Annotated in this window: 14 protein-coding genes and 2 pseudogenes; 6 read left to right on the top strand and 10 right to left on the bottom strand. The window is 76.2% G+C overall.

All coding sequences use genetic code 11. From position 1 onward, the window contains the following. Positions 1 to 82 precede the first annotated feature (82 nt). Positions 83 to 1,237, bottom strand: a complete 1,155-nt coding sequence (locus ABT263_RS37640; protein WP_352298131.1) for a sensor histidine kinase — start codon at positions 1,235 to 1,237, stop codon at positions 83 to 85. Beyond that, on the bottom strand, positions 1,234 to 2,025 hold the full coding sequence (locus ABT263_RS37635) for a response regulator transcription factor (protein WP_352298128.1): 792 nt from the start codon (positions 2,023 to 2,025) through the stop codon (positions 1,234 to 1,236). The genes ABT263_RS37640 and ABT263_RS37635 overlap by 4 nt, the downstream gene beginning before the upstream one ends. A gap of 166 nt (positions 2,026 to 2,191) precedes the next feature. Here ABT263_RS37635 and ABT263_RS37630 point away from each other — a divergent pair. From ABT263_RS37630 to ABT263_RS37620, 3 genes and pseudogenes are all read left to right on the top strand, one after another. After that, a pseudogene (locus tag ABT263_RS37630) lies at positions 2,192 to 2,920 on the top strand (glycosyltransferase family 2 protein); the annotation flags it as partial. Then, positions 2,897 to 3,637: a TIGR04282 family arsenosugar biosynthesis glycosyltransferase gene (locus ABT263_RS37625; protein WP_502885931.1), complete on the top strand. Its 741-nt coding sequence runs from the start codon at positions 2,897 to 2,899 to the stop codon at positions 3,635 to 3,637. The pseudogene ABT263_RS37630 and the gene ABT263_RS37625, both read left to right, overlap by 24 nt. After that, positions 3,634 to 4,302 carry a class I SAM-dependent methyltransferase gene (locus ABT263_RS37620; protein ID WP_352298125.1) on the top strand — a complete coding sequence of 223 codons (669 nt, stop codon included), beginning with the start codon at positions 3,634 to 3,636 and terminating at the stop codon, positions 4,300 to 4,302. The genes ABT263_RS37625 and ABT263_RS37620 overlap by 4 nt, the downstream gene beginning before the upstream one ends. Here ABT263_RS37620 and ABT263_RS37615 read toward each other — a convergent pair. From ABT263_RS37615 to ABT263_RS37605, 3 genes are read right to left on the bottom strand one after another with little or no spacing between them, the layout of a single operon-like run. Further along, positions 4,277 to 4,930: a cytochrome b/b6 domain-containing protein gene (locus ABT263_RS37615; protein WP_352298122.1), complete on the bottom strand. Its 654-nt coding sequence runs from the start codon at positions 4,928 to 4,930 to the stop codon at positions 4,277 to 4,279. The genes ABT263_RS37620 and ABT263_RS37615 overlap by 26 nt on opposite strands. Beyond that, positions 4,914 to 5,627 (bottom strand): molybdopterin-dependent oxidoreductase, encoded by a 714-nt coding sequence (locus ABT263_RS37610; protein WP_352298119.1) that lies wholly within the window; start codon positions 5,625 to 5,627, stop codon positions 4,914 to 4,916. The genes ABT263_RS37615 and ABT263_RS37610 overlap by 17 nt, the downstream gene beginning before the upstream one ends. Before the next feature lie 53 nt (positions 5,628 to 5,680). Next, positions 5,681 to 7,069, bottom strand: coding sequence for a hypothetical protein (locus ABT263_RS37605; protein WP_352298117.1), 1,389 nt, complete (start codon positions 7,067 to 7,069; stop codon positions 5,681 to 5,683). Positions 7,070 to 7,247: 178 nt separating this feature from the next. On the opposite strand from ABT263_RS37605, the gene ABT263_RS37600 reads away from it, so the two are divergent. Together ABT263_RS37600 and ABT263_RS37595 are read left to right on the top strand one after the other, a co-directional pair. Further along, positions 7,248 to 8,360: a molybdopterin-dependent oxidoreductase gene (locus tag ABT263_RS37600; RefSeq protein ID WP_352298134.1), complete on the top strand. Its 1,113-nt coding sequence runs from the start codon at positions 7,248 to 7,250 to the stop codon at positions 8,358 to 8,360. Beyond that, positions 8,357 to 8,788 carry a hypothetical protein gene (locus ABT263_RS37595; protein ID WP_352298114.1) on the top strand — a complete coding sequence of 144 codons (432 nt, stop codon included), beginning with the start codon at positions 8,357 to 8,359 and terminating at the stop codon, positions 8,786 to 8,788. Before ABT263_RS37600 ends, ABT263_RS37595 begins: the two co-directional genes overlap by 4 nt. Here the strand turns inward: ABT263_RS37595 and ABT263_RS37590 are convergent. Continuing rightward, positions 8,754 to 9,611, bottom strand: coding sequence for an S-methyl-5'-thioadenosine phosphorylase (locus ABT263_RS37590; RefSeq protein WP_352298112.1), 858 nt, complete (start codon positions 9,609 to 9,611; stop codon positions 8,754 to 8,756). The two genes, ABT263_RS37595 and ABT263_RS37590, sit on opposite strands and share 35 nt — an antisense overlap. Positions 9,612 to 9,904: 293 nt before the next feature. Between ABT263_RS37590 and ABT263_RS37585 the strand changes: the two genes are divergently transcribed. Then, positions 9,905 to 10,510: an SGNH/GDSL hydrolase family protein gene (locus ABT263_RS37585; protein WP_352298109.1), complete on the top strand. Its 606-nt coding sequence runs from the start codon at positions 9,905 to 9,907 to the stop codon at positions 10,508 to 10,510. Between the two features lie 25 nt (positions 10,511 to 10,535). On the opposite strand, the gene ABT263_RS37580 is transcribed toward ABT263_RS37585, so the two are convergent. The 4 genes and pseudogenes from ABT263_RS37580 to ABT263_RS39010 all read right to left on the bottom strand — a co-directional run. Further along, positions 10,536 to 10,964: a DoxX family protein gene (locus tag ABT263_RS37580; RefSeq protein ID WP_352298106.1), complete on the bottom strand. Its 429-nt coding sequence runs from the start codon at positions 10,962 to 10,964 to the stop codon at positions 10,536 to 10,538. Between the two features lie 195 nt (positions 10,965 to 11,159). Further along, complete coding sequence (locus tag ABT263_RS37575; protein ID WP_352298103.1) at positions 11,160 to 11,921, bottom strand: bestrophin-like domain; 762 nt, start codon at positions 11,919 to 11,921, stop codon at positions 11,160 to 11,162. A gap of 16 nt (positions 11,922 to 11,937) precedes the next feature. Further along, the gene (locus tag ABT263_RS37570) at positions 11,938 to 12,258 is read right to left on the bottom strand and encodes a hypothetical protein (RefSeq protein WP_352298100.1); all 321 of its coding nucleotides are present in this window, start codon (positions 12,256 to 12,258) and stop codon (positions 11,938 to 11,940) included. Positions 12,259 to 12,358: 100 nt separating this feature from the next. Beyond that, positions 12,359 to 12,439, bottom strand: a pseudogene (locus ABT263_RS39010) (transglycosylase domain-containing protein); the annotation flags it as partial.

Here is a 12,439-nt window from a genome sequence, read left to right as displayed (position 1 = left end):
CAGCCCAGACCGGCCCACCGGCCCCGCCGGGGCCGGTCCGCCCCCCCCGAGAACGGCGCCGAGAACGGCCCGGCCCGGGCGGTCAGCCGCGCGCCGCCGGGAGCGCGATCTCGAAGCAGCAGCCCCCGGTGACGTTGTGCACCCGGGCCCGGCCGGCGTGCGCCTCGACGATGCCGCGGACGATGGCCAGCCCCAGCCCGGCGCCGCTGTCCCCGCCCTCGCCGCCCTCGCCGCCCTCACCGCGATCGCGCCGCGGCGTGCGGGCGGCGCTGCCGCGCCAGCCGGTCTCGAAGACCCGCGAGAGGTCCTGCTCCGGGATGCCGCCGCAGCCGTCGGTGACCGAGAGCACCACCTCGTCCACCTCGCGGCGGGCGGAGACGGCGACCACACCGTCCTCGGGCGTCGAACGGATCGCGTTGACCAGCAGGTTGCCGAGCACCCGGGTGATCTCACCGCTGTCCACCTCGACCGGCTCGGCGGCGACCTGCCGGCCCTCCAGGCGGACGCCGCGCTGCCGGGCCAGCGGGTGGGCGCCGGCCAGCGCGTCGTCGACCAGGTCGTAGACCGACACCCGGGCGAGCGACAGGGACAGCGCGCCGGCCTGGATCCGGGAGAGTTCGAAGAGGTCGTCGACCATCCCGGTGAGCCGCTCGACCTCGGAGCGGATCCGCTTGAGGTACTGGTCCGGCCTTTCGGCCACGCCGTCCTCCAGCGCCTCGGCCATGGCGCGCAGCCCGGCCAGCGGGGTGCGCAGGTCGTGGGAGATCCAGGCGATCAGCTCGCGCCGCGAGGCGTCCAGCGCCTGCGCCCGGGCACGGGACTCGGCGAGCCGGGCGCTGGTGGCGGCGAGTTCCTCGCTGAGCTGGGCCAGTTCGAGGCCGAGCGGGTGCGCCGGCGCGGTGAAGCCGGCGTCGCTCCCGACGGTGCGGGCGGCTTCGGTGAGCGCCCGGCTGCCGGCCACCACCTGGCGGCCGAGCAGCGCGGCCGTGAGCAGTGAGACCACGGAGGCCATCCCGAGGACCGTGATCACCACCCCGAGGTCGTGTCCGGAGAGGAACATCGCCTGGGCGACGGCGAACGTCCCGGAGGTGACCGCGAGGACGGTGACGACGGCGACGCAGAAGAGCGAGAGCGCCATCGAGCGGCGGCGCAGCAGTCGCACCGCCACCCAGCCGAGCAGACCGGCACCGGTGGCGCCGAGCCCCGCGAACAGGGCGATCAGCAGCAGGTCCTTCACTCCGAGCCGTCCTTGCGGTCCGTGCCGTGTTCCGTCGTCGCCCCTGGCGCGTCCGCCGTCACCGGGTCGTAGCGGTAGCCGACGCCCCAGACGGTGGTGATCAGGGTCGGTGCGGCGGGGTCGTCCTCGATCTTCTCGCGCAGCCGGCGGACGTGGACGGTGACGGTGGACAGGTCGCCGAAGTCCCAGCCCCAGACCCGCTGCATCAGCTCCTGCCGGGCGAAGACCGTCCGGGGGTGCCGGAGGAGGAACGCGAGCAGGTCGAACTCCCGGAGTGTGAGGAGGAGTTCGCTCCCCCTGCGGTGGGCGCGGCGGGCCTGCGGGTCGAGCGTGATGTCCCCGGACACCAGCGGCCCGGGGGCCGTGAGGGCGGGCGCGGCGGCCCGGGAGCGGCGCAGCACGGACTGGACCCGCAGCACGAGTTCACGCGGGCTGAACGGCTTGGTGACGTAGTCGTCCGCGCCCAGTTCCAGACCGAGGATGCGGTCCGCCTCGTCGCCCTTGGCGGTGAGCATGACCACCGGCAGGTCGGCGCCGGCCTCGGTGGCGCGCAGCCTGCGCAGCAGTTCGAGGCCGTCGATCCCGGGCAGCATGAGGTCCAGGACCAGCAGGTCGGGGCGGTGCCGGCGCGCCAGGTCGAGGCCCTGGTTCCCGTCGCTCGCCCGGTCGACCCGGTGGCCGGCCCGGGTGAGGTAGCCGGCGACGACCTCGGCCACGGTGAGGTCGTCGTCGATCACCAGGACGCGGGCGGGGTCGGGTGGTCCGCCGGAGGCGGGGCTCTCGTTCACCTCGCCGAGGATACGAGCTGCGGGCGGGGCCGGACGGGTCGCGCCGGCGCACGTTCGGGTTCCGTAAGATCGCGGGCGCGGCCGGGCCGGGGCGGTGCCCGCCGTTGGACTTTCGTAAGGGCGCGGTTCGGCCGCCGCCGGGCCGCCCGCCCTTAGCGTGGCCGACGTGATCTCTCCGACTCCCCCCGTACCGTCCGCCGGACCGCCGTCCGCCGATGTGATCCTGCCCTGCCTCGACGAGGCCGCGGCGCTGCCCTGGGTGCTGGGGCGGATCCCCGCGGGCTGGCGGGCGATCGTCGTCGACAACGGCTCCCGCGACGGCTCCGCCGACCTGGCGCGCTCGCTGGGCGCGACCGTCGTCGAGGAGCCGCGGCGCGGCTTCGGCGCCGCCTGCCACGCCGGACTGCTCGCCGCCACCGCCGAGCTGGTCTGCTTCCTGGACTGTGACGGTTCGCTGGATCCCGCCCAGCTGCCGCGGGTCGCCGCGCCGGTCCTGGACGGTTCGGCGGACCTCGTGCTGGGCCGGCGCGTCCCGGCGGCCGCCGGGGCCTGGCCGCCGCACGCCCGGCTGGCCAACGCCGTGCTGGCCCGCCGGCTGCGGGCGCGGACGGGGGCGCCGCTGCACGACCTCGGGCCGATGCGGGCCGCCCGCCGTGAGCGGCTGCTGGCCCTGGGCCTGGGTGACCGCCGCTCCGGCTACCCGCTGGAGATGGTGCTCGCCGCCTCGGCGGCGGGGATGCGGATCGCCGAGACGCCCGTCGACTACCTGCCGCGCACCGGTCGCTCCAAGGTCACCGGTACCGTGCGCGGCACCCGGCAGGCCGTCCGCGACATGCGGGCCGTGCTGGCCGCGCCGCCGGCCACCCTGCTGGTGATCGCCAAGTCGCCCGCCCCGGGGCGGGTGAAGACCCGGCTCACCCCGCCCTGCACACCCGAGCAGGCCGCGGCGCTGGCCGAGGCCGCGCTCGCCGACACCCTGGCCACCCTCGGCCGGGTGCCGGCCGGGCGGCGGCTGCTCGTGCTGGACGGCGAGGCCGGACGCTGGCTCCCGCCCGGCTGGCAGGTCGTGCCGCAGCGGGGCGGCGGACTGGACGAACGACTGGCGGCCGCCTTCGCGCACGCCGCCGAGGCCGCCCCGGAGGCGCCGGCGCTGCTGGTCGGCATGGACACCCCGCAGGTGGACGCGGCGCTGCTCGCGGAGCCGCTGTCGCCCGCCCGGCGCGGGGGCGCCGACGCCTGGTACGGGCCGGCCGCCGACGGCGGGTTCTGGGCGCTCGGGCTGGCCCGGCCGACCGGGGAGCTGGCCCGGCGGCTGCTGCTGGGGCTGCCGATGTCCACCCCGGAGACCGGGCGCGCCCTGCTCGACCGTCTGACCGCCGAGCGGCTCGCCGTCCACCATCTCCCGGTGCTCACCGACGTGGACACCGTCGCCGACGCGCGGCTGGTCGCCGCCGAGGCTCCGCACAGCGGCTTCGCGGCCCGCCTGCGCGCGATGAAGCCCGCCGACGCGGTCGAGGCCCATGACGCGGTCGAGGCGGCCGGCGCGCTCGGGACCGGTGGCCCGGAGCAGGCCGACGACGCGCTCGGGACCACCTCGGAGGTGACGCGATGACCGTCGCCGCCGGAGCGTGGGTGGACGACCCGTTCGCCGAGGCCGTCCGCGACGGGCGGGGTCCGCTCTGGCTGCGCGGCGAGGACGGCCACCGGATCCCGCTCGACGTCGAGCGCTGGTGCGCACCCGCCGCCGGGGCGGACCACGGGCTGCTGGAGCGCTGCCGCCGGCTGACCGCGCCGGTGGTGGACCTCGGCTGCGGACCCGGCCGGCTGGTCGCGGCCCTGCTGGAGCTGGGCGTGCCGGCGCTCGGCGTCGACATCACCGGAGCGGCGGTGGACCGCACCCGGCGCCTCGGCGGCCCGGCCCTGTGCCGCTCGGTGTTCGACCGGCTGCCCGCCGAGGGCCGCTGGGGCGGGGCGCTCCTCGCCGACGGCAACCTCGGCATCGGCGGCGACCCGGGGCTGCTGCTGCGCCGCGGCGCCGAACTCCTCGCACCGGGAGGCGTGCTGCTGGTCGAGGTGGATCCGCGGGAGATCGACGAACGGATCACCGTCCGGGTGGAGGGCTACGACGGGCGGCTCGGGCCGCCGTTCGCCTGGGCCCGCTGCGGCGCGGCGGCCACCGCCCGCCGGGCCGAGCGCGCCGGGCTGGCCGAGACCGAGCGCTGGTCCGCCCTCGGCCGCCGGTTCCTCGCCTTCAGGAGGGCTGCCCGTCCCCGCTGACGGGCACCGCTTCGGCGTCCGCCGCCGGGCGCTCCGCCGTCCACAGCGGGTGCTCGCGCTCGGCCCAGCGCCGGTCGACCAGCCCGGTCCGCATGCCGCGCCGGGCCTCCGGATCCCGGACGGCCATCCAGACGTGCCCGGCGGTCACCACGGCGATGGCCGCCGCGAGCCAGTCGTGGACGAAGGTCGCGCCGGTCCGCCAGGCCGTCGGCGCCAGGTGGGTGAGCCACATCAGCAGGCCCGTCCCGAGGATCACCAGCATCGCGCCCAGCGTCCACTGGGCGTAGAGCTTCTGCCCGGCGTTGAACTTCCCCGCCGGGCGGTACGAGGCGCGGGCCCGGGTCGCCCGGAGCCAGACCCAGTCCACCGGGTGGAAGCGGCTCAGCCTCGACACGTCCGCCCGCACCGCCCGGAAGGCGAGCCCGAGCAGCAGCGGTACCGGCAGGGCCAGTCCGCACCAGACGTGCACGGTGACCACCAGGCGCCGGCGGCCGACCAGTTCGGCCAGCGGCGGCAGGTAGAGGCAGGCGGCGGTGGCCAGGCAGACCAGCATCAGGGCCGCGGTGGTGCGGTGCACCCAGCGCTCGGCGCGGGCGAAGCGGAGCAGGAGGTCAGGCGGTCGGGGCATCGTCACGTCCGTTCGAGCGGCCGACCCAGGCGTCGACGTCGTAGCCGTTGCGCTCCCAGTACCCGGGCTCCACGCTGTCGGTCACGGTGATGCCCGACAGCCACTTGGCCGACTTGTAGAAGTACATCGGCGCCACGTACAGGCGCACCGGTCCGCCGTGGGAGTGGGAGATCGGGGCGTCCTGGAGCTTGAGCGCGACCACCACGTCGTCCCGCCGGGCCTGCTCCAGGGTGAGGCTCTCGGTGTACTCGCCGTCGAAGCAGCTGAACCGGACCGCCCGGGCGCCCGCCGAGACGCCGGCGGCGTCCAGCAGGTGTGCCAGCGGCACTCCCTCGAACGGGGTGTTCGGCACCCGCCAGCCGGTCACGCACTGCACGTCGCGCACGATCCGGCGCTGCGGCATCGCCTGGAGGTCGGCCAGCCGGTAGCTTCCGGGGCGCTCCACCAGGCCGTCCACCGTGAGGCTGTAGGTGTCGGGGCTCCGGGAGGGCACCGAGGCCACCACGGAGTAGTACCGGAAGCCGCCGCCGCCCGGCAGCAGGCCGGTGAGCCCGGTCGGGTCCTGGCCGGCCAGGGCGTCCTGGGCGCGTTGGAGAAAGGGTCCGGCCGCCACGCCGGCGGCGCCGAGGCCGACCAGGCCGAGCACCACCCGCCGGCCCACCGGGGTGCCCCGGGATCGCTTCGCTCTACTGTCCACGGCTCGATTGGAACAGCCGGCCCGTACCCGCGACCAGCCCCGACGCCGAGCCGTCAGGCTTTCGTCATCTCCCGCGCGCCCGCCGAGGCCCGTTCCCCGGCCGCGCACCGCCGGGCGCGCAGGAGCCCGCGCACCGCCGGCACCCCGAGCACGCAGGCCAGCGCGGCCCCGTACGCGGCCTGCTGCGCCGGCCCGCCGCCGACCAGGTAGAGCACCTGCCCGGCGGCCGGGACGGCCAGCCACTCCCAGCCGCCGTCGAGCGCGACCAGGGCCACCACCAGCAGGCCGTACCAGGGGTAGGCCGGCGCGACGAGCAGCAGGGCCGTGCCGGTCACCAGCAGCGCGCCCCGCCACGGGCGGCGGGGGTCGCCGTGCCGCAGCACCCGCCACACCACCGCCGCCAGCACCAGGGCCGCCGCCCACGGCGCCCAGCTGTCGGGCACCGCCAGGCGCAGCAGCCCGAACCGGTCCAGGTGCCCCTGCTCGTAGCCCTCCTCCCGGAGGTAGCCCGGCAGGTACCCGAGCACCGCCGGGCCCGAGACGGCGACGTGGGGCAGGTACGCCAGCGCGAACGCCCCGAGCGCCGCGCCGAGGACGGCGACGTCCCCGCGGGTCGGCCGGCGGGCGAGCGCCCCCGACAGTGCCCCCGACAACGCCCCGGGCAGGGCGAGGGCCGGCAGCAGCTTGGTGGCGACCGAGGCGCCGAGCAGCACGCCCCCGGTGCCGGGCCGGCGACCGGCCACGCAGCCCAGCCCGACGGTCATCAGCAGCGCGCCGAGGGTGTCGACGTGCGCGTCGTTGACCGCCCACACGGTGATGCCGGGGCACCACCCCCAGAGCGCCGCCCGCCGGCCGCCCCGCCCGACCACCAGCAGCGCGCCCGTGGTCGCGACCGCCAGCAGCGCGCCGCCCACCTGCACCCCGCGCACCCCGCCCCCGAAGGGGTGCACGGCGAGGAACCAGGCCTGCGCGACCGGCGGGTAGACGGTGCGCACGGCGGGCCGGTTGATCCGGGTGCAGTCGCCCGCCGCCGTCCGCCGCTCGTCCCACCCCGTGCAGCCGTCCGTCACCGGGAACAGGCCCGGGTCGCGCAGCCGGGCCAGCGCCGGGTCGTCCGGGGCGTGCGCGTAGGGGGAGATGCCGGCCGCCTGCACCCGGCCGTCCCAGACGTACCGGTAGGCGTCGTCGCTGGTCCGGGGCGGTGCGAGCAGTCCGACGGCGGCGACCGCCACGCTCCCGGCCAGCACCAGCGGCGCCACCCGGCGGGCCGGCACCCGCCGCAGGAGCAGCAGCGCCAGCACGAACAGGCCCGCGTCGAGGGCGTACCAGCCGTGGAGCGGGCCGCGGTCGGCGAGCGTGCCGCCGCCGGTCACGGTCGCCGCCAGGGCCGCCACCAGGGCGGCGAGGACGAGCGTGCAGGGCAGAAGGGTCCGAGTGGCCACCCGCTCACCCTGCCACCGCGGCGGCGGCGCGAACGGCCGCGGCGGCCCCCGTTCGACTTCCGTAAGCACGTCGTACCCGCCGCGCGGGGCCGGATGGCGCTTCGATGAGGGCGTGGATTCCAAGCACCCCGGCGCCCGGCGCCGCCCCCGCCCCGCCCTCCCGCCGCCGCCCGCGTCCCTGCGCCGCGGCCCGTTCCGGGACGGCGTCTTCCGCTCGGCCCTGCACGAGCCGCGCACCGCCGTCGTCCTCGGCCGGTGGCTGGGCGCCGCGCTGGTGGTCTGCTTCCTGACCGGTCTCCTCAGCCACCTGCTCCAGGACCCGACGGGCCGGCTCGCGGGCCTGCTGCCCGCGCGCCCGGTGAACGGCTACCGCGTCACCCAGGGGCTGCACGTCGTCAGCGGGATCGCCGCCGTCCCGCTGCTCGGGGCCAAGCTCTGGACGGTGTACCCGCGGCTGTTCGAGTGGCCGCCGGTCCGGAGCGCGGCGCACGCGCTGGAGCGGCTGGGCATCGCCGTCCTGGTGGCCGCCCTGCTGCTGGAACTGTTCACCGGCCTGCTGAACACCCTCCAGTGGTACCCGTGGCCGTTCCCGTTCCGGCAGACCCACTTCTGGGTCGGCTGGCTGGCCACCGGCGGCCTGCTGGTCCACCTCGCGGCCAAGGCGCCGCTGATCGCCCGGAACTGGCGCCGGCCCCGGCTCACCGTCCCCGGGCGGCGCGCCTTCCTGACCTCGGTCGCCGCGGCGGTCGGCGCGGTGACGCTCACCACGGCCGGGCAGAGCGTGGCCTGGCTGCGCCCGCTGAACCTGCTGGCGCCGCGCCGGCCCGACCTGGGCCCGCAGGGGCTCCCGGTGAACCGCACCGCCGCGCAGGCCGGGACGGTGGAGGTGCCCGCCGGCTGGCGGCTGCGGGTGGACGGCCCCCGGCCGTACGAGATCGGTCTCGACGAACTGGCCCGGCTCCCCCAGCACGAGGCGGTCCTGCCGATCGCCTGTGTGGAGGGCTGGAGCGCGAGCGCCCGCTGGGGCGGCGTCCGGGTCGCCGAGCTGATGGCCCGGGCCGGTGCGCCGGCCGGCTCCGCCGTGCGGGTCACCTCGCTGGAGGAGGAGGGACCCTACCGGGTGATGGAGATGCCCGCGCAGTACGTCGACGACCCGCTCACCCTGCTCGCCCTCCGGGTCGACGGCGAGACGCTGGACGCCGACCACGGCTTCCCCGCGCGCGTCATCGCGCCGAACCGCCCCGGCGTGCTGCAGACCAAGTGGGTCGCCCGGCTGGAGGTGTCCCGATGACCGGCTGGCTCCGCGGCACCACCCTCGCCGCCGGTCTCGCCCTGATCGGCTACGGCCTCTACGGCCTGCTGACCGACGTCTACCTCACCGACCCGGCGCAGGTCCTGGTCTGGGGGATCGGGGCGCTGGTCCTGCACGACGGGGTCTGGCTCCCGCTGCTCTGCCTGGTCGGCGCCCACCTGGCCCGCGGACCGGTGCTGCGCGGCTGGCTGGTGGTGGCCGCCGCCGTGACCGCCGTCGGACTCCCGGCCGTGCTGCGCGCCGACGACGACCACGGCAACTCCTCGCTGCTGCCGCTGCCCTACCTGCGCAACTGGCTCGCCGTCCTGGCCGCCACCGCCGCACTCGCCCTGCTGATCGGGCTCGTCCGGCGGTGGCGCCGGCCCCGGCCGGTCAGTCGCCCGGCACGCCGGGAAGACCGGTCGTGAGGCCGTCCAGTGCGTGACCGCACGGGCAGGCGCGCTCGGTGGGCAGCAGGCCGATCGTCTTGAACAGCACCGTGCGCAGCCGCTCGACGTTGCGCGCGAAGACGGCGAGCACCTCCGCGTGGGTGACCCCCTCGCCGCTCTCCACCCCCGCGTCGAGGTCGGTGACCAGGGCCACGGAGGTGTAGCAGAGGCCGAGTTCGCGCGCCAGGACGGCCTCCGGGTGGCCGGTCATCCCGACCACCGACCAGCCGTTGGCGGTGAACCACCGGGACTCGGCGCGGGTCGAGAAGCGGGGGCCCTCGATCACCACCAGGGTGCCGCCGTCCACGGGCTCCCAGGCGGCGCCGGCCGCCGCCGAGAGCGTGGCCCGGCGCCCCAGCGGGCAGTACGGGTCCGCCATCGACACGTGCACCACCTCGGGCACCGAGCCGTCCGGCAGCGGCAGTCCGTCGTAGTAGGTCTGCGCCCGGCCGCTGGTCCGGTCCACGAACTGGTCCGGCACCAGCAGCGTCCCCGGTCCGTACTCGGGCCGCAGCCCGCCCACCGCGCAGGGCCCGAGCACCTGGCGGACGCCGAGCGAGCGCAGCGCCCAGAGGTTGGCCCGGTAGTTGATCCGGTGCGGCGGGAGGCGGTGGCCGCGGCCGTGCCGGGGCAGGAAGGCGACCCGGCGGCCGGCCACCTCGCCGACGAACAGCGCGTCGCTCGGCTCGCCGTACGGGGTCCGGATCCGCACCTCGACCATGTCGTCCAGCAGCTCGTAGAGCCCGGAGCCGCCGATCACCCCCACATCCGCGCGGGGCAGGATGATCTGATCGTCCGTCACTGAATCCACCTCTCTCACCTGACTGTGCCGCCACTGTAGGAGCCGGCGCCGGGAGATCCCGCGCGTACGGCCTTACGATCCGCGAACGGCTGCCGGGCGGCGGGCGTGCGTGGCGTCGCCGCCCGGAAAGGGCGCGCCTCCTCGGGCCCGCTACGGGCGGCTACCGCTCCCTCCCGTCCTGCGCCCTCCTGCCCTGGCACCGGACCCCCAGGAAACGTCAGCCCATATGATCAACTTCTCGGGGCGCCGGTCGAGGGCCGCCGCCCGCGCATCGAACACAGGGGGATGATCACATGATCGAACTGTCCACCAGACCGATGACCTGGGTGATGGCCGGCGACAGCATCACCCAGGCCGTCCTGCACACGCACGGCGCCCGCGGCTGGGTGGAGCACGTGCACGAACGCGTCGGCTGGCAGCTCGACCGGCTGACCGACATCGTGGTCAACACCGGGGTGTCCGGCTGGCGCGCCACCGACGTCCTCGGCGCGTACGACCACCTCATCGGCCGGTTCGCCCCCGACGTGCTGTCCATCTCGCTGGGCACCAACGACGCCCGCGCCGGGCTCGACGGACTCGCCGAGTTCCACGCGTCGATGCGCGCGATCATCGCCAGGACCGACGGTGCCCAGATCGTGCTGCACACGCCCCTCGTGGTCAGCCGGGCCGGACGCGCCGCCCGCGCCGAACTGCCCGCCTACTGCCAGGCGGTGCGCGAGATCGCCGCGGACACCGGAGCCCTGCTGGTCGACCACGAGGCCTACTGGCTCGCCCACTTCCCCGACAGCGACCCGATCGCCTGGCTCGACGACCCCGCGCACCCCAACGCCGTCGGCCACCGGCACATGGCCGACCTCACGCTCCGCACGCTGGGCCTGGGCGAACTCACCGAGCTGTGACGGCCCCGGGCGGCCGGGCGGCCGGTCACGGCCGGCGGGCGAGCAGCCCGACCGTCCCGGCGCGCCGGTTCCAGGCGATGACGGCCAGCGGCACCATGAAGACGAACGGCGTCCCGGCGTTCTCGCCGTGCATCGCGGTGAGCTGGGTGACGAACGCGAACGCCAGGAAGACGATCAGCCCCATGGCGGCCGGCCCGGCCAGGCGGCGGACCAGCAGGCCGACCGCGCCGGCCAGTTCCACCAGCCCGGTCAGGTACATGAACCAGTGGCCCGCCCCGATCGCGTCGAAGACCTCCGTCGCGGCGGGCAGTGCGAGCAGCTTCGGGAGCGCGCTGGCCAGGGCGAAGAAGAGGGCGAGCAGCACCCGCAACGCCAGGACCACACCGGCCACGGCCCTGCCGGACCTCGCGGTGGTCGTCACGTCAGGGGCGGTGAGGGTGGTGATGTCGGACATGTCAGGTCTCCTCGGGTAGCGGGCGATGCTTTCCCAGGTTTGACCGCCGCCACCACCCGAACTCATCGGTCCCGGAAGAACTGTTTCGTCCGCCGCCCCGGCAGCCCGCCCAGCGTCCTTCAGGCCCTGACGACGGGGACGACCTCCGGCTCCGTGCGGTGCGCGCCCGGGCCGTGCGCGTCGCCGGAGTGCCGGTCAGACGAACGGGAAGTACCGCGTGAAGGCCTGCGGAGTGACGGCGAGGAAGCCGTCGAAGGGCGCGTCGAGCTGCTGGATCAGCAGGATGGTGAAGGCGATCAGCCCGGTCAGCCCCATCACCATCACCACGTGGGTGGCGCTGCGCTTGATGCCGAACAGGAACATGAACGCCACCGTGAGTGTGCCGCCGATGACCAGCCCGACCCAGAGCACCGTGGAGAGGCTGCTCATCGCCGACGCCTCCCGGCCCCGGCGGGCGTCGTCGAGGGTGGTGAGGACGGCGAGCATCTCCTGCGAGGCGTTCTGCTGGGTGGGGGTGTCGTCCTGCGAGGAGGTCTGACTGACCGTCCGCAGCTGGTTCAGCAGCCCCCAGCCGTCCGGGCCGAGCGGCTCGCGCGCCGCCATCCGCGGCCACTCGGCGTGCACGACCTGGACGGCGTAGGCGGTGGCCGTGGTGCGCAGCGCGTCGCGGCGGTCCGGCGGCAGGAGGTCGGCGAGCAGGTAGGTCTGGTGGAGGGCGCCGGCCTCGTCCTGGGAGTGGTTGAGGGCGCCGCTGTGGATCTCCCAGACCGAGACCATCGAGAGGCCGAGCACCAGGGCGTACAGGACGCCGACCATCATCGCGATGTACTCGGCGACGTCCTCGCGCGGCTCGGCGTCCTCGGGGACGGGGAAGAAGCGCCCCTTCAGCAGGACGATGGCGGCGGCCACCAGGGCGGCGCCCAGGACGACGGCGAGTGTCTGCAGCAGGTTCGACACGGTGGTTCCCGGGGGTTCAGCGGCGGAAGCGGGAGAGCGCCGCGACCGCGGCGGCGGCGGGCAGCAGGACGACCAGCAGGACGGAGGCGACCGGCAGGGCGTCCGGCGAGCGGCCGCCCGGGCGCGGGGTGCGACCGGACCCGGCGGCGTGGTGCGGGCCGACCGGGGTGGCGGCGGCGGTGGGGGTGGCGACCTCCACCGAGGGGTTGCGGGTGACCGCGGGCGACGGGGACGGCTCCGGGGAGGGGGCGGGGACGGTCGGAGCGGAGGGCGCGGGGGTCGCCGCGAGCGCCGCAGGCACCGGGACATCGGCGGGCAGGGCGGGTAGGGCGGGCACCGCAGGCACGGCGGGCGGCTCGGGGGGTGGCGCGGGAACCCGGGCCGGGGCGGGAGCCGGGGCGGGAGCAGGGGCGGGGGCGGGAGCGGGGGCGGGAGTGCGAGGCGGCCTCGACCCCGTAGGCCTGGTGACCGTAGAAGGTGATGTTCAGGTAATTGGTGAGGATCTGGTCCTTCGTCAG

This window comes from Kitasatospora sp. NPDC001603 (assembly GCF_040298365.1).
Taxonomy (GTDB): domain Bacteria; phylum Actinomycetota; class Actinomycetes; order Streptomycetales; family Streptomycetaceae; genus Kitasatospora.
This window is presented reverse-complemented; position numbering and strand designations above follow the sequence as displayed.